Source organism: Paraburkholderia sp. JHI869 (genome assembly GCF_038900775.1).
In the GTDB taxonomy this organism is placed as follows: Bacteria; Pseudomonadota; Gammaproteobacteria; order Burkholderiales; family Burkholderiaceae; genus Paraburkholderia.
Map to the genome: position 1 here is coordinate 15742 of NZ_JAYMSC010000032.1, position 23372 is coordinate 39113.

At 63.7% G+C, this 23372-nt stretch carries 19 protein-coding genes; 17 read left to right on the forward strand and 2 right to left on the reverse strand.

The genetic code is table 11. The annotated features are described in order from the left end of the window. On the reverse strand, positions 1 to 525 hold the full coding sequence (locus VSR72_RS35445; protein ID WP_342956899.1) for a class IV adenylate cyclase: 525 nt from the start codon (positions 523 to 525) through the stop codon (positions 1 to 3). A 205-nt stretch (positions 526 to 730) separates the two neighbouring features. Then, the gene (locus VSR72_RS35450; RefSeq protein ID WP_342956900.1) at positions 731 to 1618 is read right to left on the reverse strand and encodes a LysR family transcriptional regulator; all 888 of its coding nucleotides are present in this window, start codon (positions 1616 to 1618) and stop codon (positions 731 to 733) included. A 112-nt stretch (positions 1619 to 1730) separates the two neighbouring features. On the opposite strand from VSR72_RS35450, the gene VSR72_RS35455 reads away from it, so the two are divergent. The 17 genes from VSR72_RS35455 to VSR72_RS35535 all read left to right on the forward strand — a co-directional run bounded on the left by VSR72_RS35455 (position 1731) and on the right by VSR72_RS35535 (position 23271). Continuing rightward, complete coding sequence (locus VSR72_RS35455; protein ID WP_342956901.1) at positions 1731 to 3254, forward strand: CoA-acylating methylmalonate-semialdehyde dehydrogenase; 1524 nt, start codon at positions 1731 to 1733, stop codon at positions 3252 to 3254. Positions 3255 to 3338: 84 nt separating this feature from the next. Continuing rightward, complete coding sequence (locus VSR72_RS35460) at positions 3339 to 5057, forward strand: GMC family oxidoreductase N-terminal domain-containing protein (RefSeq protein ID WP_342956902.1); 1719 nt, start codon at positions 3339 to 3341, stop codon at positions 5055 to 5057. Positions 5058 to 5426: 369 nt separating this feature from the next. Further along, positions 5427 to 6206: an ABC transporter ATP-binding protein gene (locus VSR72_RS35465; protein WP_342956903.1), complete on the forward strand. Its 780-nt coding sequence runs from the start codon at positions 5427 to 5429 to the stop codon at positions 6204 to 6206. Then, complete coding sequence (locus VSR72_RS35470) at positions 6203 to 6973, forward strand: ABC transporter ATP-binding protein (RefSeq protein WP_342956904.1); 771 nt, start codon at positions 6203 to 6205, stop codon at positions 6971 to 6973. Before VSR72_RS35465 ends, VSR72_RS35470 begins: the two co-directional genes overlap by 4 nt. A gap of 108 nt (positions 6974 to 7081) precedes the next feature. Next, on the forward strand, positions 7082 to 8299 hold the full coding sequence (locus tag VSR72_RS35475; protein WP_342956905.1) for an ABC transporter substrate-binding protein: 1218 nt from the start codon (positions 7082 to 7084) through the stop codon (positions 8297 to 8299). 118 nt (positions 8300 to 8417) lie between these two features. Then, positions 8418 to 9302, forward strand: coding sequence for a branched-chain amino acid ABC transporter permease (locus VSR72_RS35480; protein ID WP_342956906.1), 885 nt, complete (start codon positions 8418 to 8420; stop codon positions 9300 to 9302). Next, the gene (locus VSR72_RS35485) at positions 9302 to 10273 is read left to right on the forward strand and encodes a branched-chain amino acid ABC transporter permease (protein ID WP_342956960.1); all 972 of its coding nucleotides are present in this window, start codon (positions 9302 to 9304) and stop codon (positions 10271 to 10273) included. Before VSR72_RS35480 ends, VSR72_RS35485 begins: the two co-directional genes overlap by 1 nt. Positions 10274 to 10956: 683 nt before the next feature. Further along, the gene (locus VSR72_RS35490; protein WP_342956907.1) at positions 10957 to 12123 is read left to right on the forward strand and encodes an ABC transporter substrate-binding protein; all 1167 of its coding nucleotides are present in this window, start codon (positions 10957 to 10959) and stop codon (positions 12121 to 12123) included. Positions 12124 to 12427: 304 nt separating this feature from the next. Beyond that, on the forward strand, positions 12428 to 13597 hold the full coding sequence (locus tag VSR72_RS35495) for an ABC transporter substrate-binding protein (RefSeq protein WP_342956908.1): 1170 nt from the start codon (positions 12428 to 12430) through the stop codon (positions 13595 to 13597). A gap of 245 nt (positions 13598 to 13842) precedes the next feature. Next, on the forward strand, positions 13843 to 14898 hold the full coding sequence (locus VSR72_RS35500; protein ID WP_342956909.1) for a branched-chain amino acid ABC transporter permease: 1056 nt from the start codon (positions 13843 to 13845) through the stop codon (positions 14896 to 14898). Between the two features lie 4 nt (positions 14899 to 14902). Then, positions 14903 to 16690: a branched-chain amino acid ABC transporter ATP-binding protein/permease gene (locus VSR72_RS35505; protein ID WP_342956910.1), complete on the forward strand. Its 1788-nt coding sequence runs from the start codon at positions 14903 to 14905 to the stop codon at positions 16688 to 16690. Then, the gene (locus VSR72_RS35510) at positions 16687 to 17436 is read left to right on the forward strand and encodes an ABC transporter ATP-binding protein (RefSeq protein ID WP_342956911.1); all 750 of its coding nucleotides are present in this window, start codon (positions 16687 to 16689) and stop codon (positions 17434 to 17436) included. Before VSR72_RS35505 ends, VSR72_RS35510 begins: the two co-directional genes overlap by 4 nt. Before the next feature lie 195 nt (positions 17437 to 17631). Continuing rightward, a complete protein-coding gene (mnmG, locus tag VSR72_RS35515; protein ID WP_342956912.1) occupies positions 17632 to 19599 on the forward strand; it encodes a tRNA uridine-5-carboxymethylaminomethyl(34) synthesis enzyme MnmG in 1968 nt (655 codons plus the stop codon). Next, positions 19596 to 20294, forward strand: a complete 699-nt coding sequence (rsmG, locus tag VSR72_RS35520) for a 16S rRNA (guanine(527)-N(7))-methyltransferase RsmG (RefSeq protein WP_342956913.1) — start codon at positions 19596 to 19598, stop codon at positions 20292 to 20294. The genes mnmG and rsmG overlap by 4 nt, the downstream gene beginning before the upstream one ends. 97 nt (positions 20295 to 20391) lie before the next feature. Further along, entirely contained in the window at positions 20392 to 21162 is a 771-nt protein-coding gene (locus tag VSR72_RS35525) for a ParA family protein (RefSeq protein ID WP_254355731.1), read from the forward strand. A gap of 20 nt (positions 21163 to 21182) precedes the next feature. Beyond that, the gene (locus VSR72_RS35530; protein ID WP_342956914.1) at positions 21183 to 22070 is read left to right on the forward strand and encodes a ParB/RepB/Spo0J family partition protein; all 888 of its coding nucleotides are present in this window, start codon (positions 21183 to 21185) and stop codon (positions 22068 to 22070) included. 85 nt (positions 22071 to 22155) lie between these two features. Further along, the gene (locus VSR72_RS35535) at positions 22156 to 23271 is read left to right on the forward strand and encodes an SLC13 family permease (protein ID WP_342956961.1); all 1116 of its coding nucleotides are present in this window, start codon (positions 22156 to 22158) and stop codon (positions 23269 to 23271) included. Positions 23272 to 23372: the final 101 nt, after the last annotated feature.

Here is a 23372-nt window from a genome sequence, read left to right on the forward strand (position 1 = left end):
TCAGGCCGCGTTGGCCGTATTGAGCAGATCCACGTAAGCCACTGCGACGAGATCGCTTTCATCCACGCCGAGCTTCGCGAACACCGCGTGCGCTTCGGCTTCGCCGCCTTGCTCGTCGTCCTCGGGGCCGAGCACCACTTCCAGCTCGACGAAGTCGCCCAGGGCATCCACACGGTCCAGATGGATGCGCGTGCGGCCCGCCAGATACACATGACGCTCCTTCGAGACGATGCCACGCGTGGTGAGCGCCGTGGCGAGCAGCGAGTGCATGGCCTCGGCATTGGTGACGGGGCTGCGCGTGTAGTACGAGGCCTTCGGGCCGTCTCGGTCGTCGCGCTGGTAGAAGATCAGCTCGGGCGGCGTGCCGTCGTCGAATTGGCGCAGCTTCAGGCGGCCGCGCGGCACATCGTAGAAGAAGTCCTGCTGGCGAAAGATCAGCGGCGCATCGGATGCGAGCTGGGAAGCGCGCTCGCGCAGGGCGTCGAATTGACGGGCGCGGGCTTTGATTTCGATGTTGCGGGCCATGCAAGGCTCCTGTCGTGCGAAGAGAACAAGGGGAACGATGGGAGAGGCTGGAAACGCGCCGCGCAGGATGAGCACGCCGTTGAGCGTGCCGAAAACGCGGAGCGAATGCCCAATCTATCAAAACTTGTGTGACAGCGCTGTTACACGACCAGGTCTGCCTTCACGTCAGACATGAGCGATGCGCGCGCATCTTCATGAGTGCGGCTCATATCGCCCACTGCGTTTCGATCGACTTGAGTGCCGCCGCGATGGTGGGCTCGTCGCGCCGCGCGGCGAGCGTGATGAAGGTGAGTTCGGTGGGCACCGTCACGCCGTCGACGATGGTGAGCCCGTGCGCGTGCGCTTCGGCCAGCGCCGTGGAATCGCGCGCCAGCGTGAGGCCTACGCCCGACTTCACGAGATCGAGCATCGACGGCTCCTGGTCCACTTCCGCCACCTTGATGGGCTTTGCGTGCGCAGCGTCGAACAGCGTGGTGAGCAGGCGATTGTGCGCCGAAGCGGGCGGCGTCCAGATCCATGGCAGCGCGGCGAGCGCGCGCCAGTCCCGCGCATCTTTCACACGGTCTTTCCAGCCCGCGGGCGCGAGCACCCGGTACTGAAAGCGCGTGAGCGTGATGACGTGGAAAGTGTCGGGGTCGGGTGTGGGCTGGCCGATGTAGTAGCCCACGTCGAGCTCGCGCGAGCGCACCTGGTCGAGCACCCAGCCCGACATGCCGTGGCGCAGCGCCGTTTCGATCTGCGGCCAGGTTTCGACCAACTGACGCAGAAAGCCGCCAAGGCGCAGGAACGCCGGATCGAGAATCGTGCCGATGCGCAAGCGCCCGCGCACTTCGTGGCGCAGCGCAGCAGCGGCGCGCTGCACGTCGCCGGCGGCGGAGAGCGCGCGTTCGGCGTGCGGCAGCAGCGCCTGGCCGTCGCGCGTGAGCGCGAGGCCGTGCGAGGTGCGCGTGAAGAGCGTGATACCAAGCGCCTCCTGCAAATGCTTGATCTGCAGGCTCACGGCCGGCTGTGTGAGGTGCAGATGCGTGGCCGCGCGCGTGAGGTTGCCCTCGCGCGCGACCGTGACGAACGCTCGTAGCAAGGTCAGGTCCATATCCTGATATTAAACCGCCTTATATCGCTGTTGAGCATTAATCATTGGATCGCGCCCCGGCGTCCCGATTACGCTAGTTGGATCGAGGCTTCACGACAGAAGAGGCACACACATGGGCGAGACACATCAAAGCGATGCCGGCGTACGCACGCTGACGCATTTCGTCAACGGCAAGCCGCTGGCCGGCACGGGCGAGCGTTATGACGACGTCTTCAATCCCGCGTTTGGCAAGGTGAGCGCGCGCGTGCCGCTCGCCACGGTGGCCGAAGTCGACGCTGCCGTCGCCGCCGCGCAGGCGGCGTTTCCCGCGTGGGCGGAGATGGCGCCCATCAAGCGCGCGCGCATTCTCTTCAAGTTCAAGGACCTGCTCGACCAGCATCACGACGAACTCGCGGAACTGATCACGCGCGAGCACGGCAAGGTATTTTCCGATGCGAAGGGCGAGGTGATGCGCGGCATCGAGGTGGTCGAGTTCGCGTGCGGCATTCCCAACCTGCTGAAGACGGACTTCACCGACCAGATCGGCGGCGGCATCGACAACTGGAATCTGCGCCAGCCGCTTGGCGTCGTGGCGGGCATCACGCCGTTCAACTTCCCGATGATGGTGCCGTGCTGGATGTTCCCCATCGCGCTCGCATGCGGCAACACCTTCGTGCTGAAGCCTTCGGAGCGCGATCCTTCCGCTTCGGTGCGCCTGGCCGAACTGCTCAAGCAAGCGGGTCTGCCCGACGGCGTGTTCAACGTCGTGCACGGTGACAAGGTGGCCGTGGACGCGCTGCTCGCCCATCCCGAGGTCACCGCGCTGTCGTTCGTCGGTTCGACGCCGATCGCCGAGTACATCTACACGGAAGGCACGAAGCACGGCAAGCGCGTGCAGGCGCTGGGCGGCGCGAAGAATCACCTCGTCGTGATGCCGGACGCCGATCTCGACCATGCCGTGGATGCGTTGATCGGTGCGGCTTACGGCTCGGCCGGCGAGCGCTGCATGGCGATTTCGGTTGCGGTGGCCGTAGGCCATATCGCGGATGAACTCGTCGAGCGCCTCACGCCGCGCGTGAAGTCGCTGCAGATCGGCAGCGGCATGGACGGCGCCTCGGAAATGGGGCCGCTCGTCACGGGCCCGCATCGCGCGAAGGTGCAGGGCTATATCGAAGCGGGCGTGGCGGCGGGCGCGAAGCTTGTCGTTGACGGGCGCGGCCACACGGTGGACGGCCATGAGGACGGCTTCTTCATGGGCGGCACGCTGTTCGACGACGTGAAGACCGACATGACGATCTACAAGGAAGAGATCTTCGGACCGGTGCTTTCGGTCGTGCGCGTGCCCGATTTCGCAAGCGCCGTCGAGTTGATCAACGCGCACGAATTCGCCAACGGCGTGTCGTGCTACACCTCGGACGGCGGCGTCGCGCGCGCGTTCTCGCGGCAGATCAAGGTGGGGATGGTGGGGATCAACGTGCCGATTCCGGTGCCGATGGCGTGGCACTCGTTCGGCGGCTGGAAGCGCTCGCTATTCGGCGATCACCATGCTTATGGCGAGGAAGGCGTGCGCTTCTACACGCGCTACAAGAGCATCATGCAGCGCTGGCCGGACAGCATCGCCAAGGGCGCGGAGTTCACGATGCCGGTGGCCAAGTAGTTGAGCGGGAGCCGGGCGGCTTATCAAGCATAACGAATCATTAAACGCTGCCCGGCGTAGCGATCGTAGCTGGAGACACACATCATGCCTGCACCGAGTGAAGCTCAAGGAGCACGCGGCGCGTCCTCGCGCCGCCTCGAAGGCGAATTCGACTATGTGATCGTTGGCGCAGGCACCGCGGGCTGCGTACTCGCCAATCGCCTGACCGAAGACGCGGATGTTTCCGTGCTGCTCATCGAGGCGGGCGGGACGGACGACTATCACTGGATCCACATTCCCGTGGGCTACCTGTATTGCATCGGCAATCCGCGCACGGACTGGCTCTACAAAACCGCCGCCGAAAAAGGCCTCAACGGCCGCTCGCTTTCGTATCCGCGCGGGCGTGTGCTGGGCGGTTCGTCGTCGATCAACGGCATGATCTACATGCGCGGGCAGCGCGAAGACTACGACAACTGGGCGCGCGAGAGCGGCGATTCCGCCTGGTCGTGGGACAGTGTGCTGCCCGTGTTCCGCCGCAGCGAAGACCATCACGGCGGCGCGAGCGAGTTTCACGGCGCGGGCGGCCAATGGCGCGTGGAGAAGCAGCGCCTCAAGTGGCAGATTCTCGAATCGTTCGCGCACGCAGCGCAGGAGCAGGGCATTGCCGCCACCGACGACTTCAATCGCGGCGACAACAGCGGCGTCGGCTATTTCGAAGTGAACCAGAAGCGCGGCGTGCGCTGGAACGCGTCGAAGGCGTTCTTGCGCGCGGCGATGAAGCGGCCCAACCTCACGGTCGTCACCGGCGCGCTCACGCAGCGCGTGATTTTCGAAGGCAAGCGCTGCGTCGGTGTGGAGTATCGCGGCGATGTGGATTATGTCGCGCGGGCGCGTTGCGAAGTCATCCTGAGCGCCGGCGCCGTGAATTCGCCGCAATTGCTCGAGCTTTCCGGCATCGGCGATGCTGGAAGGCTCGCGCAACTCGGCATCGGCGTCGTGCAGGATTTGCGCGGCGTGGGCGAGAACCTCCAGGACCATCTGCAATTGCGCATGGCGTTTCGCGTGAACGGCGTGCGTACGCTCAACACGGCCTCCGCGCACTGGTGGGGCAAGCTGATGATCGGCATGGAGTACGCGTTCTTCCAGAGCGGCCCCATGTCGATGGCGCCCTCGCAGCTCGGCGCGTTCGCGAAATCGGACCCGAGCGACCCCGCGCTCACGCGGCCCGACCTCCAGTATCACGTGCAGCCGCTGTCGCTCGACCGCTTCGGCGAGCCGCTGCATCGCTTCAACGCGTTCACGGCCTCGGTGTGCAACCTGCGGCCTACGTCGCGCGGCAGTATCCACGCTGTATCGGCGGACCCGTCGCAGGCGCCCGCGATCGCGCCCAATTATCTGTCGACCGACCATGACTTGCGCGTGGCCGCCAACTCGATACGGCTCACGCGGCGCATCGCGGCTTCCGCGGCGCTCGCGCGTTACCAGCCGCACGAGATCCTGCCGGGGCTCGCGTTTCAGACCGAGGAGCAACTGCGTGAGGCGGCGGGCAACGTCGGCACGACCATCTTTCACCCGGTCGGCACGTGCCGCATGGGCCGCGCCGACGACCCCGACGCCGTGGTCGACGCACGCCTGCGCGTGCGCGGCGTGGAGGGCCTGCGCGTGGTGGACGCCTCGATCATGCCGACCATTACCTCGGGCAACACCAATTCGCCGACGCTGATGATCGCGGAGCGCGCCGCCGAAATGCTGCGCGCCGACCGTCGCGAGGGTGCGCGCGCACAAACGGAGGCCGCCGCCGGAGCGACGCTGACGACTGCCTGAGGGCATGGAGCGACGCGCAAGATTGCGTCGTTTTGATGACGATATGGGACGCGCGCGGAAGCGCTTCCGCGCGCGTGTTTTTGTCCGTCTGCCAGATGCCGATCTGTGACGATCGTGCGACTAACGTGTGAGTATCATCCGTCTAACTGTCGTTAAACATCGATTGCAATGATCGCCGTCCTTGTGGCGCTCCCTTAAGTGCAAATCCCAATGATTGCGCTGCATCAATGGCGAGACAATGACGCGAAGTCGGCAGGCGCGCGTTGCGCGCATCGGGAGGCGCGCCGCCACGTCCGCGCCGGACCTCACCGTGCACCACGAGTCACGGACGGTCTGAAGTGTTACGCCTTACCACGCTCGGAAGGGGACATGATTCTCGGCGACACGATTCTGGAAACGCGCGACCTCACGAAACAGTTCAAGGGCTTCACGGCCGTGAACGGCGTGAACCTGCGCGTGTGCCGCGGCTCGATCCATGCGCTGATCGGACCGAACGGCGCAGGCAAGACCACCTGCTTCAATCTGCTCACCAAATTCCTCGTGCCGAGCGCGGGGCGCATCGTTTTCAACGGCATCGACATCACGCATGAGCGGCCCGCGCAGATCGCGCGCCGCGGCATCATCCGCTCGTTTCAGATTTCGGCCGTGTTTCCCCACCTCACGGCGCTCCAGAACGTGCGCGTTGGCCTTCAGCGCCAGCTCGGCACCGCCTATCACTTCTGGAAGAGCGAACGCACGCTCGCGGAGCTCAACGACCGCGCGATGGATCTGCTCACACAAGTAGGCCTTACCGACTTCGCCGATGTGCCCACGGTCGAGCTGGCCTATGGCCGCAAGCGCGCGCTGGAAATCGCGACGACGCTCGCGATGGAGCCCGAGCTGATGCTGCTCGACGAACCGACCCAGGGCATGGGCCACGAAGACGTGGACCGCGTGACCGCGCTCATCAAGAAGGTGTCGAGCGGGCGCACGATCCTCATGGTCGAGCACAACATGAACGTGATTGCGGGTATCTCCGACACCATCACGGTGCTCCAGCGCGGCGAGGTGCTCGCCGAAGGCAGCTACGCCGAAGTCTCGAAGAATCCGCTCGTCGCCGAGGCCTATATGGGCAGCGCGGACGCGGCGCTCACGGGGGCGCACGCATGAATACGGTGACCGAACGCGAGACGGCCGCGGCCGCAGGCGCGACCGAAAGCGCGAAGGCGCTGGAGATTGCGGGGCTGCAGGCGTGGTACGGCGAGTCGCACATCCTGCACGGCGTGGATCTATCGGTTGGGCGCGGCGAGGTTGTGACGCTGCTTGGGCGCAACGGCGCGGGCCGCACCACCACAATGCGCGCCATCATGGGACTCACCGGGCGGCGCACGGGCTCGATCCGCATTGGCGGGCGCGAGACCATCCAGATGCCCACCTATCGCATCGCGCATTGCGGCGTGGGGTATTGCCCCGAGGAGCGCGGCATTTTCTCGAGCCTTTCATGCGAAGAAAACCTGCTCCTGCCACCGCATATCGGCACGAAAGGAGCGAAGCTCGCCGAGGGCATGTCGCTCGACGAGATCTACGCGATGTTTCCCAATCTCGCCGAGCGGCGCAACAGCCAGGGCACGCGGCTTTCCGGCGGCGAGCAGCAGATGCTCGCCGTGGCGCGCATCCTGCGCACGGGCGCGAACCTGTTGTTGCTCGACGAGATATCTGAAGGTCTTGCGCCGGTGATCGTGCAAACGCTCGCGCGCATGATCCTCACCCTGAAGTCGCGCGGCTACACGATCGTGATGGTCGAGCAGAACTTCCGTTTCGCGGCGCCGCTTGCGGACCGCTTTTACGTGATGGAGCACGGGCGCATCGTCGAGCACTTCGGCACGGCCGAACTCGAAGGAAAGATGCCGGTGCTGCACGACCTGCTGGGCGTTTAATTTTCGGTCTGGTTTGCGCGACGTAGCACGGGCGCCGCGCGACTCGCTTTGCCTCCGATGTTCATGGAGTGTTCCTGAATAACTACGCAACCAAGGAAGGAGACTGCAATGAAAAAAACCACGTTCGCGCGGCTCGCGGGCCTATTTGCCGCCTCGGCAGCTGCGATGGCGTTCAGCGCGGGGAGCGCGCAGGCCGCCGACGACGCGGTGAAGATCGGCTTCATCACCGACATGTCCGGCCTCTATGCCGACGACGACGGCCAGGGCGGCCTCACGGCGATCAAGATGGCCGTTGCCGACTTCGGCGGCAAGGTGCTCGGCAAGCCGATCCAGATCGAGTACGCCGATCACCAGAACAAGGCCGACATCGCCGCATCGAAGGCGCGCGAATGGTTCGACCGTGACGGCCTCACCATGCTGCTCGGCGGCACGAACTCGGCGACGGCTCTCGCGATGAACCAGGTCGCGCAAGAGAAGAAGAAGGTGTACTTCAACACGGGCGCCGGCACGGACGCACTGACGAACGAGCAGTGCACGCCGTACACGGTCCACTACGGCTACGACACGGTGGCGCTTGCGAAGGGCACTGGCCTCGCCGTGCTCAAGCAGGGCGGCAAGACCTGGTTCTTCCTGACCGCCGACTACGCGTTCGGCAAGTCGCTCGAGAAGAACACTGCGGACGTCGTGAAGGCGAACGGCGGCCAGGTGCTCGGCGAAGTGCGCCATCCGCTTTCGGCGTCGGACTTCTCGTCGTTCCTGCTGCAGGCGCAGTCGTCGAAGGCGCAGATTCTCGGCCTCGCGAACGCGGGCGGCGACACGGTCAACGCGATCAAGGCCGCGAAGGAATTCGGCATCAACAAGACGATGAAGACGGCGGCGCTGCTGATGTTCCTGCCCGACGTCCACAGCCTCGGGCTCGAAACGACGCAAGGCCTCGTGCTGACGACCGGCTGGTACTGGGACCAGAACGACGACGCGCGCAAGTGGGCGCAGCGCTACTTCGACCAGACGAAGAAGATGCCGTCCGAACTGCAGGCGGCGGACTATTCGGCGGTGACCAATTATCTGAAGGCGGTGCAGGCTGCCGGCACGACGGATTCCGACAAGGTCATGGAGCAACTGAAGAAGACGAAGATCAACGACTTCTATACCAAGGGCGGCTATATCCGCCAGGACGGCGTGCTGATCCACGACATGTATCTGGTCGAGGTGAAGAAGCCTTCCGAGTCGAAGAAGCCGTGGGACTACTACAAGGTGCTGCAGACGATCCCGGGCGAGCAGGCCTATACGACGAAGCAGGAGAGCAAGTGCGCGCTGTGGAAGTAAGCGCGAGCGCGTAAATGCCGCAGTCGTACGCCGCGCCCGGCGCCCCGAGGAGGGTGCGCCGGGCGCGGCGTGATTGCGTAATCCGTTAATGCGTTAATGCCTCAAAAGGGCGGCTTTCATGACGATTTTTGGCATTCCGCTTCCGGCAATGCTGAGCCAGTTGCTACTTGGGCTCGTGAATGGCTCGTTTTACGCGATCCTGAGCCTGGGTCTCGCGGTGATCTTCGGCATGCTCAACGTGATCAACTTCGCCCACGGCGCGTTGTTCATGCTGGGCGCGATGCTCACGTGGATGGGGCTCGCGTACTTCAATCTGCCCTACTGGGTGATGATCGTCGTCGCGCCGCTCGTAGTCGGTGCGTTCGGCATTGTCATTGAGCGCACGATGCTGCGCTGGCTCTACCGGCTCGATCATCTGTACGGACTCCTTCTTACTTTCGGGCTCACGCTCGTGGTGGAGGGCGTATTCCGCTCGATCTACGGTTCGTCGGGGCAACCCTATGACGTGCCCGATCTGCTTGCCGGTGCGACCAATCTCGGCTTCATGTATCTGCCGAACTATCGCGCGTGGGTGGTGGTGGCGTCGCTTGCCGTGTGTTTCGCGACCTGGTTCGTGATCGAGAAAACGCGTCTGGGCGCATATTTGCGCGCGGGCACGGAGAACCCCAAGCTCGTCGAGGCGTTCGGCATCAACGTGCCGCTCATGATCACGCTCACCTACGGCTTTGGCGTTGCGCTCGCGGCGTTCGCCGGTGTGCTCGCCGCGCCGGTGATCCAGGTGTCGCCGCTCATGGGCCAGTCGATGATCATCACCGTGTTCGCCGTGGTCGTGATCGGCGGCATGGGCTCGATCATGGGCTCGATCCTCACGGGCCTCATGCTCGGCGTGATCGAGGGCTTCACGCGGGTGTTCTGGCCCGAGGCCTCGGCGACCGTGGTGTTCGTAATCATGGCGATCGTGCTGCTGATTCGCCCCGCTGGTCTCTTCGGCAAGGAACGATGATGCAAAGAAAAGCGCTCTATGGTTTGTTGCTGATCGGGTTGATCGTCGCGCCGTTCGCGGGCGCCTATCCGCTCTTCGTGATGAAGGTGCTGTGCTTCGCGCTGTTCGCTGCGGCGTTCAACCTGCTGATCGGCTATACGGGCCTGCTCTCGTTCGGCCACGCGATGTTTCTCGCGAGCGCGGGCTATACGGCCGGCTACGCGATCCAGTCGCTCAATTTCACGCCTGAACTGGGCGTGCTCGCAGGCACGGCGGTGGCGACGCTCCTCGGGCTCGTAGTGGGCATCTTCGCGATTCGCCGGCAGGGCATCTACTTCTCGATGGTCACGCTCGCGCTCGCGCAGATGGTCTACTTCGTGTTCCTGCAGGCGCCGTTCACGCATGGCGAAGACGGTCTGCAAGGCGTGCCGCGCGGCAAGCTGTTCGGCGTGCTTTCGCTCGGCTCCGATCTCACGCTCTACTACGTCGTCCTCGTCGTGATGGTGCTGGCGTTTGGTCTGATCGTGCGCATCGTGCATTCGCCGTTCGGGCAGGTGCTCGTCGCGATCAAGGAGAACGAACCGCGCGCCGTTTCGCTCGGCTACGACACCGACCGCTTCAAGCTGCTCGCGTTCGTGTTGTCTGCCGGGCTCGCGGGTCTGGCCGGCGCGCTCAAGGTGCTCGTGCTCGGCTTCGAAACGCTCGGCGACGCGTACTGGACCATGTCCGGCCTCGTGATCCTCATGACACTCGTGGGCGGCATGGGCACGCTGTTCGGGCCGCTGCTCGGCGCAACGCTGATCGTCGCGCTGGAGGACCGGCTAGGCGACATCGGCACCGCGCTCGCAAGAGGGACGGGCGTGGAGTGGTTCCGCTCACTCGGTGAGTCCACAACGATCGTCACGGGCATCATCTTCATTGCCTGCGTGCTGGCGTTCAGGCGCGGCATTGTCGGCGAGATCGTGGCGCGCGTGCGGCCCTTGCGTGCGTGACGACCTGGCGTGCCAGGACTGCTCGGGACTGCGATAGAATGAGCGTCCCTCAGCGAGGCACCCAAAGATGTGGCGCTGCGGCATGCCGGAACGGCCCGCCGTGCGACAAACTTGTGGCACCGCGCCCCATTTCGGTGCCGCACTGCACCACTAGGGTAAATGCTAGTTGCTGCTGAGGGGGGTGAAGTTTAAAGTTGCACCTAGTTCTGATGCACCGAATTTGCAGGTGGAGAACGAGGAGACAACTGAGGCACCAAGTGCCCGGACAAGGAAGCGCTGTTGGATGAGAGTCCAACAGCGCTTTTTATATTTCTGCGCGCGTTGTTTCAACGGTTAGCCGATTATCTATTTCCCCGCCGCAGTGCGTTCGATTAACGTACTTTCGCCCGCGCGGTTTATCCCTTCCCAAATTACGCAAATTGAGCCGCAGCGGCGTGTTTCGCCCGCTGCATAAGCGTTTGCGCATTACGCAAAACGAACGCGTTGGCCTCCTCGCTGTAAGCAGATGGAAAGCACTTGCCATCTGAATACGCAGGCCGCTACACTCGCCAATCACCGACCATGCGGTCAGCATTTTTGCGTTGATTTCCCGCTGTGGATTATCGATTTACGCATGAGGTAATCGGCCGCGGTGCGCCACAAAATCCGTAGCAATAAAGAAAACGAATATCGAAGGAGTGGAGATGCAGTTGGTTTTGCGTTGGATGGGGGCGGCTTGTGTCGCGACCGGGGTGCTCGCGGCAACGGCCGGCGGGGCCTATGCAGATGTGAAGATCGGTGTGACGCTGTCGGCTACGGGCCCGGCTGCCTCGCTTGGAATTCCGGAAAAGAACACGGTTGCGCTGCTGCCGAAGGAAATCGCGGGCCAGAAAGTCGACTACATCGTGCTCGACGACGCCACGGATTCCACCCAGGCGGTGAAGAACGCGCGCAAGCTCACGAGCGAAGATCACGTCGACGCACTGATCGGCTCGACCGTCGTGCCGAACTCGCTTGCGATGATCGACGTGGCTGCGGAAACGTCCACGCCGATGATCTCCATGGCCGCTGCGGCGTCCATCGTCGAACCGATGGACGCCAGGCGCTCGTGGGTCTTCAAGACGCCTCAGAACGACGCGCTGATGGCCGGGGCCATCGCGCAGCACATGGCGGCGCACGGCGTGAAGACGGTGGCGTTCATCGGCTTCGCAGACGCCTATGGCGAGAGCTGGTACAAGGAATTCAGCGCAGCGGCGGCGAAGCAGGGCATCAAGGTCGTCGCGAACGAGCGCTTCGCGCGTAACGACGCATCGGTCACGGGCCAGGTGCTCAAGATGATCTCGCAGCACCCGGACGCGGTGCTGATCGCGGGTGCGGGTACGCCGGCCGCGCTGCCGCAGAAAACGCTCAAGGAGCGCGGCTACGCGGGCAAGTACTATCAGACGCACGGCGTGGCGAACAACGATTTCCTGCGCGTGTGCGGCAAGGACTGCGACGGCACGTATCTGCCCGCTGGCCCGCTGCTCGTCGCCGATCAATTGCCTGATTCGAATCCCGTGAAGCAATCGGCGCTCACGTATAAGGCCGCGTATGAAAAGGCCTATGGTGCAGGCTCGATTTCGACCTTCGGCGGTCACGCGTGGGACGCTGGCCTCTTGCTCCAGCATGCGATTCCCATTGCGCTGAAAGCCGGTCAGCCGGGCTCGAAAGCATTCCGCGAAGCGCTGCGCGCCGCGCTTGAAAACTCACACGACGTGGCGGGCGCGCACGGCATCTTCAACATGAGCGCGACGGACCACGCGGGCCTCGACCAGCGTGCTCGCGTGATGGTGGAGATCGTCGGCGGCAAGTGGAAGCTTGCCGGCGATTGAGCGCCGGGTGAATGACACATGAAACACGAAAAAGGCACGCTCGTTTGAGGTGCCTTTTTTGTTGTCACCGCAACAGATTCGCAGCAGCAGGGAAGGCAGTGAAGGCAGGGCAGCAGGCAGTCGATAAAAGGGCGAGCGCACCCGAACGTGCGGCGACTCGTGAGGCGCCGCAGGCAGGGAAAACCATGCATTACACGCGCGATCCCGATTACTACACTCAAAGGCCAGCGCCGATTTACGAACATCCTAGTAATCGGCGCAGGATCAATCGACAACACGCAGACCAAGCGTTTGGAGACGCGCAATGAAAACGAAGAAGTGGGTATTGAGCTCGATTAGTGCCGGACTCGCAGCGGCGCTGATGGGCACGGCGGGCGTAGCCGCCGCGCAGGTGAAGATCGGCGTGACGCTCTCGGCAACGGGGCCGGCGGCGTCGCTCGGCATTCCCGAGAAGAACACCATCGCGCTGCTGCCCAAGGAGATCGCGGGCAAGAGCGTGCAGTACATCGTGCTCGACGACGCCTCGGACACGAGCAAGGCCGTGCAGAACACGCACAAGCTGATCGACGAAGACCACGTGGACGCCATCATCGGATCGTCGGTCACGCCGAACTCGCTCGCGATGCTCGACGTCGTCGCGCAGGGCAAGACGCCGATGATCTCGCTCGCCGCCTCCGCCGCGATTGTCGAGCCGGTCGAGGGGAAGCGTCAGTGGGCCTTCAAGACGCCGCAGAACGACAGCCTGATGGCCGACGCGCTCGCGAGCTATATGGAGAAGCAGGGCGTGAAGACGGTTGGCTTCATCGGCTTCACCGACGCCTACGGCGACAGCTGGCTCAAGGAGTTCACCGCTGCGGCTGCGAAGCACAACCTCAAGATCGTGGCGAGCGAGCGCTATAACCGCACCGATTCGTCGGTGACGGGGCAGGCGCTCAAGCTGATGTCGGCGAATCCCGATGCGATTCTGATCGCAGGTTCTGGCACGCCCGCCGCGCTGCCTTCGACCACGCTCAAGGATCGCGGCTACAAAGGCAAGGTCTATCAGACGCACGGCGTGGCGAATAACGACTTCCTGCGCGTTTGCGGCAAGGATTGCGAAGGCGAACTGCTGCCCGCAGGCCCGATTCTCGTGGCCGACCAGCTGCCCGATTCGAACCCTGTGAAGAAGTCTGCGCTGGCCTACAAGACGGCCTATGAGAAGGCCTATGGCGTTGGCACGGTGGCGACCTTCGGCGGCCACGCGTGGGACGCCGGCCAGTTGCTCCAGCGCGCGATTCCGGTCGCACTGAAGGCGGGCCAGCCGGGTACCGAGGCGTTCCGCGTGGCACTGCGCGCCGCGCTCGAAAACTCGCAGGACGTGGCGGGCGCGCACGGCATCTTCAACATGAGCGCGACGGATCATGCTGGCCTCGATCAGCGCGCGCGCGTGATCGTCGAGATCGTCAACAACAAGTGGAAGCTGCAGAGCGAATAACGCGCGGCGCACGGGAAAGCGCAGCGCGTTTTCCCGTGAAACCCACGCGCGTGTCACGGCGTCATTCTGGCCAATGACAATTACGCACAAGCACGAACAAGCATGACCGGTGTGCGGCTTGATCGCCGCGCACCGGCTTTTCACACATGAAGTTCGAACCGTGCCTTTGACGGTTCTTTCCCGCATTTCCGTTTTTCGACGTCGCTGTTTTTCCAGGTTCCAGAAGGTTTCAGGAAGAGGGGAGTATGGATTTATCGATCGCCGCGATCCTCGCGCAGGACGGCATCACCACCGGTGCGATCTATGCGCTGCTCGCGCTCGCCCTGGTGCTGGTGTTCTCCGTCACGCGGGTGATCTTCATTCCGCAGGGCGAATTCGTTTCGTATGGCGCGCTCACGCTCGCCGCGCTGCAATCGCAGAAGTTTCCGGCCACCTGCTGGCTGCTCGTCGCGCTCGGCGCGGCGTGCTTCGTCGTCGAGACTGCCGGGCTCGTGCGTCACGTCGAACGGCGTCGCCACGCGGCGCGCACGCTCGTCACGCTCGCGGGCAAGTATCTGCTCTTTCCCATCGCGCTCTATGCGCTTACGCGGGGGGTAGCGAGCCAGCAATTGCCCATGCTTGTACAGATTGCACTCACGCTCGCGATCGTCGTCCCGATGGGGCCGTTCATCTATCGCCTCGCGTATGAGCCCATCGCCGAGGCGACTACGCTGCTGCTGCTGATCGTAGCGGTGGCCGTGCACTTCGCGATGGTGGGCCTCGGGCTCGTGATGTTCGGCGCAGAAGGCTCGCGCACGAACGCGTTCTCCGACGCCACGTTCAATATCGGCAGCCTTTCGATCTCAGGGCAGAGCCTCTGGGTAATCGGCACGGCGGCCGTGCTGATCGTCGCGCTTTATCTCTATTTCGACCGCACGATTTCGGGCAAGGCGTTGCGCGCGACGTCGGTGAATCGCCTGGGCGCGCGGCTCGTTGGCATCGGCACCACGCAGGCCGGACGGCTCGCGTTCACGCTCGCCGCGGGCCTCGGCGCGCTGTGCGGCATTCTCGTCTCGCCGCTCACCACCATCTACTACGACTCGGGCTTCCTGATTGGCCTCAAGGGCTTCGTAGGCGCCATTATCGGCGGCCTGGTGAGCTATCCGCTGGCTGCGGCAGGTTCCGTGCTCGTGGGGCTGCTGGAGTCGTATTCGTCGTTCTGGGCGAGTTCTTACAAGGAAGTGATCGTGTTCACGCTGATCATCCCGGTGCTGCTGTGGCGTTCGCTCTCGACGCCGCACGCCGAAGAGGAAGAGGAGTGATGCGATGAAACGATTCGTCATGCACAACCGCTTCTTCTGGCTGTTTCTCGTGGTGATGTTCGCGCTGCCGGTGCTGCCGCATCCGGTGCACGTGCCCGAGTACTGGATCACGCTGCTCAACTATATCGGCCTGTATTCGATCGTCGCGATCGGGCTCGTGCTGCTTACCGGCATCGGCGGGATGACGAGCTTTGGGCAGGCCGCGTTCGTCGGGCTCGGCGCTTATGCGACCGCGTATCTGACGACGCAGTACGGCGTTTCGCCATGGCTCGCGCTGATTGTCGGCGTGGTGATCACGGGGCTCGTGGCGCTCGTTCTGGGGCTCGTCACGATGCGTCTGTCGGGACACTTCCTGCCGCTCGGCACAATCGCCTGGGGCCTCGCGCTGTTCTTCCTGTTCGGCAACCTCGACATGCTTGGCAAGTACGACGGCATCAACGGCATTCCCGTGCTGAACGTGCTGGGCATCGACCTCGAGTCGGGCCGCCATATCTACTACTTGATCTGGGTCGTGGTGCTCGCGTCCGTGGTGTCGGTTCAAAATCTGCTTAATAGCCGCATGGGCCGGGCGATCCGGGCGTTGCGCGGCGGCGGCATGATGGCCGAGGCAATGGGCGTGAACACTGGCTGGATGCGCGTGGTGATCTTCGTCTATGCGGCCGTGCTCGCGGCTGTTTCGGGCTTCCTGTACGCGCATTTGCAGCGTGCCGTGAACCCGACGCCGTTCGGTCTGAACCACGGCATCGAGTATCTCTTCATGGCCGTGGTGGGCGGCGTGGCGCACGTCTGGGGCGCCGTGCTGGGCGCCGCGATCTTGACTGTCTTGCAGGATTGGCTGCAAACGCTGCTGCCGAAGCTGCTGGGCGAGAACGGCAACTTCGAAATCATCGTGTTCGGCATTCTGATGGTGCTGCTGCTGCAATACGCGCGGCGCGGTGTCTGGCCTTTCGTGGCGCGCTTCTTCCCGCGCGGTCCGCAGGCACATGTGCCCGAGCATGCCGAAGCATTGCCGCAGCGCAGCAAGCCTGCGACCGGCGAGATGCTGCTGACGGTGAATAAGGCGCGCAAGCAGTTCGGCGGCCTCGTGGCCGTGAACGACGTGAGCTTCGAGGTGAAGGCGGGGCAGATCATCGGCCTGATCGGTCCCAACGGCGCGGGCAAGTCCACGACCTTCAATCTCGTGACCGGCGTGCTTCAGCCGACGAGCGGGGAGATCACGTTCCGCGGCGAGCGCATCGACCGCCTGACTTCACGTGAAATCGTTGCGCGCGGCATCGGGCGCACGTTCCAGCACGTCAAACTGCTACCGACCATGACGGTGCTCGAGAACGTCGCCATTGGCGCGCATCTGCGTGGCCATGCGGGCGTGCTGCGCAGCGTCGCCAAGCTCAATGCGGCGGAAGAGGGGCGGCTGATGAGCGAGGCGGCAAAGCAGATCCGCCGCGTGGGCCTCGAGCAGCATATGTATGACGAAGCGGGCAGCCTCGCGCTCGGGCAGCAACGGATTCTGGAAATTGCGCGAGCGCTGTGCTGCGATCCAACCTTGCTGCTGCTCGACGAACCTGCGGCCGGCCTGCGTTACCAGGAAAAGCAACAGTTGGCGACATTGCTGCGCAAGCTGAGAGAAGAGGGGATGAGCGTGCTGCTGGTCGAACACGACATGGATTTCGTGATGAATCTCACCAACCGGCTGGTGGTGATGGAGTTCGGCACGCGTATCGCCGAAGGTTTGCCGGAAGAGGTGCAGAAGGATCCGGCCGTGCTGGAAGCGTATCTGGGCGGGGTGGAATGATGACGACACCCGTACTGGAAGTCTCCGGACTCGCGGTTCGCTACGGCAAGATCGAAGCGCTGCACAAGGCGGCGATCAAGGTTGGCGCGGGACAGATTGTCTCTGTGATCGGACCGAACGGCGCCGGCAAGTCCACGCTGCTCAACGCCATCATGGGCGCGCTGCCCGTGACGGGGCACGCGAGTGGCCGTATCGCCTATATGGGCGAAGAGGTCGGCGCACTGCCTATCGAGCGACGCGTGGCGCGAGGGATGTGTCTCGTGCCGGAAAAGCGCGAGCTGTTCGCCTCGATGACGGTGGAGGACAACCTCGTGCTTGGCGCCTACCGCCGTAAGCGTGCCGGCGAGCGCAATTTTCTCGACCAGCTCGAGCCGGTTTTCACGCTGTTTCCGCGCTTGAAGGAACGCCGGGCGCAGGCGGCAGGCACACTCTCGGGCGGTGAGCGCCAGATGCTCGCCGTTGGCCGCGCGCTCATGGGTAAGCCCGATCTGCTGATGCTCGACGAGCCGAGCCTCGGTTTGGCGCCGTTGATCGTGAAGGAAATCTTCCACATCATCAGCGCGCTGCGGCAAACCGGCGTCGCGACACTGCTCATCGAGCAGAACGCGCGCGCCGCTTTGCAAATTTCCGACTACGGCTACGTGTTGGAAACGGGTGATTTGGCGCTCGAAGGGCCGGCAGCGGATTTGGCGCAGAACCCGCGCGTGATTGAAACGTATCTTGGGTTGGCGAAGAAGCCCGTCTGACTTCGTCTATCGCTGTAGAAATGAGCGGTGTGTTTCACGTGAAACACACCGCTTTTTTTCGCCCAACGCCGGTGGGCATGCGGAACAAAATTCGGGTGTGAACGGCCCAAAACCTGAAACCGTTATAATTCGCGCATACCACTTTTTTCTGAGAAGGCTCACGCGGTCGTTTCCGTCCATGCGTGAGGTCCCGCCATGCTTTATCCCACAGAATTTGACGTAATTGTCGTCGGCGGCGGTCACGCCGGAACCGAGGCTGCGCTTGCCGCCGCCCGCATGGGCGTCAAGACGCTCCTGCTCACGCACAATATTGAAACGCTTGGCCAAATGAGCTGCAATCCGTCGATTGGCGGCATTGGCAAGGGCCATCTGGTCAAGGAAGTCGACGCGCTCGGCGGTGCCATGGCCGCTGCGACGGACGAGGGCGGGATCCAGTTCCGCATCCTTAATTCGTCGAAAGGTCCGGCGGTGCGGGCAACGCGCGCGCAGGCAGACCGCATTCTTTATAAGGCAGCGATTCGCCGACGCCTCGAAAATCAGCCGAATCTTTGGTTGTTTCAGCAGGCCGTGGAAGACCTGATGGTCGAAGGCGACCGTGTGGTGGGCGCCGTCACGCAGGTGGGTATTCGCTTCCGCAGCCGTGCAGTCGTGCTGACCGCGGGGACTTTCCTCGACGGCAAGATCCACGTGGGCCTGAACAACTACACCGGCGGCCGCGCGGGCGATCCCGCTGCCGTGACGCTTTCGTCGCGCCTGAAGGAGCTGAAGCTGCCGCAGGGCCGCCTCAAGACGGGCACGCCGCCGCGTATCGACGGCCGCACGATCGACTTCTCGGTGCTCGAAGAGCAGCCGGGCGACCTCGATCCGGTGCCGGTATTTTCGTTCCTCGGTCGTGCGGAGCAGCACCCGCGCCAGATTCCGTGCTGGGTTACGCACACGAATGAGCGCACGCACGACATCATTCGCGGCGGTCTCGACCGTTCGCCGATGTACACGGGGGTGATCGAAGGGGTAGGGCCGCGCTATTGCCCATCCATCGAGGACAAGATCCATCGCTTCGCGTCGAAGGAATCACATCAGATCTTCCTCGAACCCGAAGGCCTGACGACGAACGAGTTCTACCCGAACGGGATATCCACGAGTCTGCCGTTCGACGTGCAGCTCGAGCTCGTGCACTCGATGCGCGGCCTCGAGCACGCGCACATCCTGCGTCCGGGCTATGCGATCGAATACGACTACTTCGACCCGCGCGGGCTTAAGGCTTCGCTCGAAACCAAGGTGATCAGCGGCCTGTTTTTTGCGGGCCAGATCAACGGTACGACGGGCTATGAAGAGGCGGCAGCGCAGGGCCTGCTCGCTGGCATGAACGCTGGCCTGCAAGTGCAGGGCAAGGACGCTTGGTGTCCGCGCCGCGATCAGGCTTATCTCGGCGTGCTGGTTGACGATCTGGTGACGCGTGGCGTCTCCGAGCCGTATCGCATGTTCACGAGCCGAGCCGAGTACCGCTTAAGCCTGCGTGAGGACAACGCGGATATGCGCCTGACGGAGATCGGCCGCGAACTGGGCGTGATCGATGACGTCCGCTGGGATGCATTCTCCCGCAAGCGTGACGCTGTTTCACGTGAAACAGAGCGTCTGAAGTCGACGTGGGTGAACCCCAAGACGCTTTCGGCTGAAGAGGCGACGGCGCTGCTCGGCAAGTCGATCGACCGCGAGTACAACCTCGCGGATTTGCTGCGTCGTCCGGGCGTGAGCTATGACGGCGTTTGCGGTCTGCGTGAAGGCGCCTGCGCGCCAGAAACCGCGCTCGCCGACGACGAGGTTCTGCTCGCCCAGATCAAGGAGCAGATCGAAATCGGCATCAAATATCAGGGCTATATCGATCGCCAGGCCGACGAGATTGAACGCAATGGCGCGCAAGAGAATACCCGTCTGCCGGAAGGCATCGACTACGCGGAAGTGCGCGGTCTTTCGTTTGAAGCGCGCCAGAAGCTGAATCAGTTCCGCCCCGAGACCATTGGCCAGGCGTCGCGCATCTCAGGCATCACGCCCGCTGCGATCTCGCTGCTGATGGTTCACCTCAAGCGTGGCCTTGGCCGCCGTCGCCAGAATCCGGGCACGACGGACGAGAACGGCACCGACTCGACGCCGGTGGCGCAATGACGGGCCGCTCGAGGCAACCCGGCATTGCGGACCGTGACGCGCTGGCTCGTCTGCTAAAAGAGGGCACAGAGGCGCTCGGCGTCGAGCTCACCGAGCGCCAGCACGAGCAGTTGCTCGACTACGTTGCGCTGCTCGCGAAGTGGAACGCCGTCTACAACCTCACGGCGATTCGCGACCCGCGTCAAATGCTGATCCAGCACATTCTCGATTCGCTTTCGATCGTGCCGCATCTGCCGGCTCGCGCTGGCGCAGCGGTGCTTGATGTCGGCTCCGGTGGCGGGCTGCCGGGCATCGTGCTCGCGATCGTGCGCCCGGACTGGCAGGTCACGCTCAACGATATTGTGCAGAAGAAGTCGGCGTTCCAGTCGCAGGCGAAGGCGGAACTCGGGCTCGCGAACCTCTCGGTGGTGACCGGCCGGGTCGAATCGCTGCGTCCCGGCGTGGAAGTACCAAAAAAATTCGATTTGATCGTGTCTCGGGCATTCGCGGATCTCGCCGATTTCGTTACACTGGCCCGTCATCTCGTTGCCGACGGCGGCGCGATCTGGGCGATGAAGGGAGTGCACCCCGAAGGCGAGATCGAGCGCTTGCCATCGGGCACCAAGGCGCTGAATACGATGCGCCTGAGCGTGCCGATGCTCGATGCGGAGCGTCATCTGATTGAAGTGTCGGTTGAGCCAGTCGCCGCGGCCTGAACAGGCCCGGCGATGGCCAATCGACCGAATGGTGCGCGAGTCCGTTGCGTCATAACGTAAGCAAACTTCTTAAGGCAGTAAAAGGGACACACGAAAGATGGCAAAAATCTTCTGCGTTGCGAACCAGAAGGGCGGCGTCGGCAAGACGACGACAACGGTCAATCTCGCCGCGAGCCTCGCATCGCAGGGACAGCGTGTCCTTCTCATCGACCTCGACCCGCAGGGCAACGCCACGATGGGCAGCGGCATCGACAAGGCCGCGTGCGAAAACACGGTGTACGAGGTGCTCGTCGACGGTGTCACGGTGAACGCCGCGCGCACGCGGCCGGAACAGGTGGGCTACGACGTGCTGCCCGCCAACCGCGAACTGGCTGGCGCAGAGGTCGAACTGGTGACGGTCGAGCAGCGTGAGCGGCGCCTGAAGGCTGCGCTCGCCGAAGTCGACGCCGAGTACGACTTCGTCCTCATCGACTGCCCGCCGGCGCTTTCGCTGCTCACGCTCAACGGACTGTGCGCCGCACATGGCGTGGTGATTCCGATGCAGTGCGAGTACTTCGCGCTCGAAGGCCTTTCGGATCTCATCAACACGATCAAGCAGGTCCACGCGAACATGAATCGCGACCTGAAGGTGATCGGTCTTCTGCGTGTCATGTTCGACCCGCGCATCACGCTGCAGCAGCAGGTTTCCGAGCAGTTGAAAGAGCACTTCGGCGACAAGGTCTTCGACGCCGTGATCCCGCGCAATGTGCGTCTTGCTGAAGCACCCAGCTATGGCTTGCCGGGTGTGGTGTTCGATCGCGCCTCGCGCGGAGCACAGGCTTACGTGCAGTTCGGCGCGGAAATGATCGAGCGCGTGCGCGCACTCTGACGAGAGACTGGGGAAGCACGATGAATGCAGTAGCACGGAAGAAGGGGCTGGGTCGAGGGCTCGAAGCATTGCTCGGCGGCAGCGCGGATATCACCGAAGCGGTGAAGATCGATGGCGCGCCTAACACGCTGCCGCTCACGCAGATGCAGGCCGGCAAGTACCAGCCGCGCACGCGCATGGACGAGGGTGCGCTCCAGGAGCTGGCCGCGAGCATCCGCGCGCAGGGTTTGATGCAGCCGATCCTCGTGCGCCCGGTCGCGACGGGGCGCTATGAAATCATCGCGGGCGAGCGACGCTTCCGCGCGGCGCACATCGCCGGGCTGACCGAAGTGCCGGTGCTCGTGAAGGACGTGCCCGATCAGGCCGCCGCCGCGATGGCGCTGATCGAGAACATCCAGCGCGAGGACCTGAATCCGCTGGAAGAGGCGCAGGGCATCCAGCGCCTGCTCGACGAGTTCAGCTTCACGCACGAACAGGCGGCCGAGTCGGTGGGGCGCTCGCGCAGCGCGGTGTCGAACCTGCTGCGTCTGCTCAACCTCGCAGCGCCCGTACAAACCATGCTGCTGGCTGGCGATCTCGACATGGGCCACGCCCGTGCGTTGCTCGCCGTGGACGCCGCCACGCAAATCACGCTGGCGAACCAGGTGGTCAACAAGCGGATGTCGGTGCGCGAAACGGAAAAACTCGTTTCGGCCACGACGAAGGCCGCACCGGCGGTGAAGGCGAAGGCCGCGCACGATGGCGGCCGCGACACGCGCCGCCTCGAAGAGGAACTGTCGGATTTGCTCGCCGCAGCCGTGAAGATCAAGCTCGGTCGACGCGGGCGAGGGCAGCTCACGGTCGACTTCGGCGACCTCGACGCGCTCGACGGCATCCTGTTGCGTTTGCGCGGCGAAACGGCGGCGTGATGCGCCTGATGCGAGTCGTCGCGACAAACGCGCGCGCCGGCGCATAAAACCGGTGCGCGAATCGGAGCAGGGCGCGCGTGAGCCCTTGAGCCTGTTGCGCCGTATCGGCGCATTCGCAGCATCGGAGCCGGTGCTCGCGATCCTTGTTGTGGCGTTCGTGGCGTTGCAGATTTACGCGCCTCGGCCCATCGCTTCGCTGCCCGCACTCGTCGACTGGCAAACGGTGATGACCCTTGCGGGTTTGCTCATTCTGACGAAGGCTATCGAATATTCAGGACTACTGACCTGGCTCGCGCACAAGCTCGTCCACTACATTCACTCGGAACGCGGGCTCGCGCTCCTGCTCGTCGTGCTCGCCGCTGTGCTATCGATGATCGTGACCAACGATGTGGCGCTTTTCGTCGTGGTGCCGCTCGTGCTTTCGCTCCACAAGCTCACGCCGCTGCCGCTCAAGCGCCTCGTGATCTTCATCGCGCTAGCCGTGAACGCCGGCTCGGTGCTCACGCCGCTCGGCAATCCGCAGAACTTGTTTCTCTGGCAAGTGAGCGGGGTTTCGTTTGGGCGCTTCGTCGTGGGGCTCGCACCGCTTTGCGCGCTTCTCATGACGATGCTGATCCTGCTCGCCGCGTGTCTTTTCAAGGCGACACCGCTCGATCTCTCGAAAGACGCCGCGCCGCAGCGCGTCGATCGCGCGCTGGCAAGCGTCGCGGCCGTGCTCTTCGTTGCGTTCGTGCTGCTCGCCGACGCGCATCATGCAGGCGTCGCGCTGGCCGCCGTAGCCGCGGGTTTTGTGATCTGGCGCATTCGCATCGTGCTCAAGATCGACTGGTTGCTGCTGCTGATCTTCGTGCTCATGTTCATCGTCCTGCGCAGCGTAGCCGCGCTGCCCGGCATTCATCACGCGATGACGTCGTTGTCGCTGCAAACGCCGATGCGCGCTTTTGCCGCAGGCGCAGTGCTCTCGCAGGTTATCAGCAATGTTCCGGCCGCCATCGTGCTCGCGGGCTTCACGCACGACTGGCGTGCGCTCGCGTTCGGCGTGAGCGTGGGGGGCTTTGGGGTCGCCATTGGCTCGCTCGCGAATCTCATCGCCGTGCGTCTATCCGGCGAGCGCGGCGTGTGGCTGCCGTTTCACCTGATCGCCGTGCCGTTCTGGATTGCGGCCTTTCTGGGCGGCGCGTTGCTGCTGCATCTGTTCTAACGCGACCTATCCCACATCCTGGGGCCTTGCCGGGATAACGCGCCAGATGACGTCGTAATTACCTGGTCATCCTGACGATTGTTCCTTCGCTGCGGCGTCCC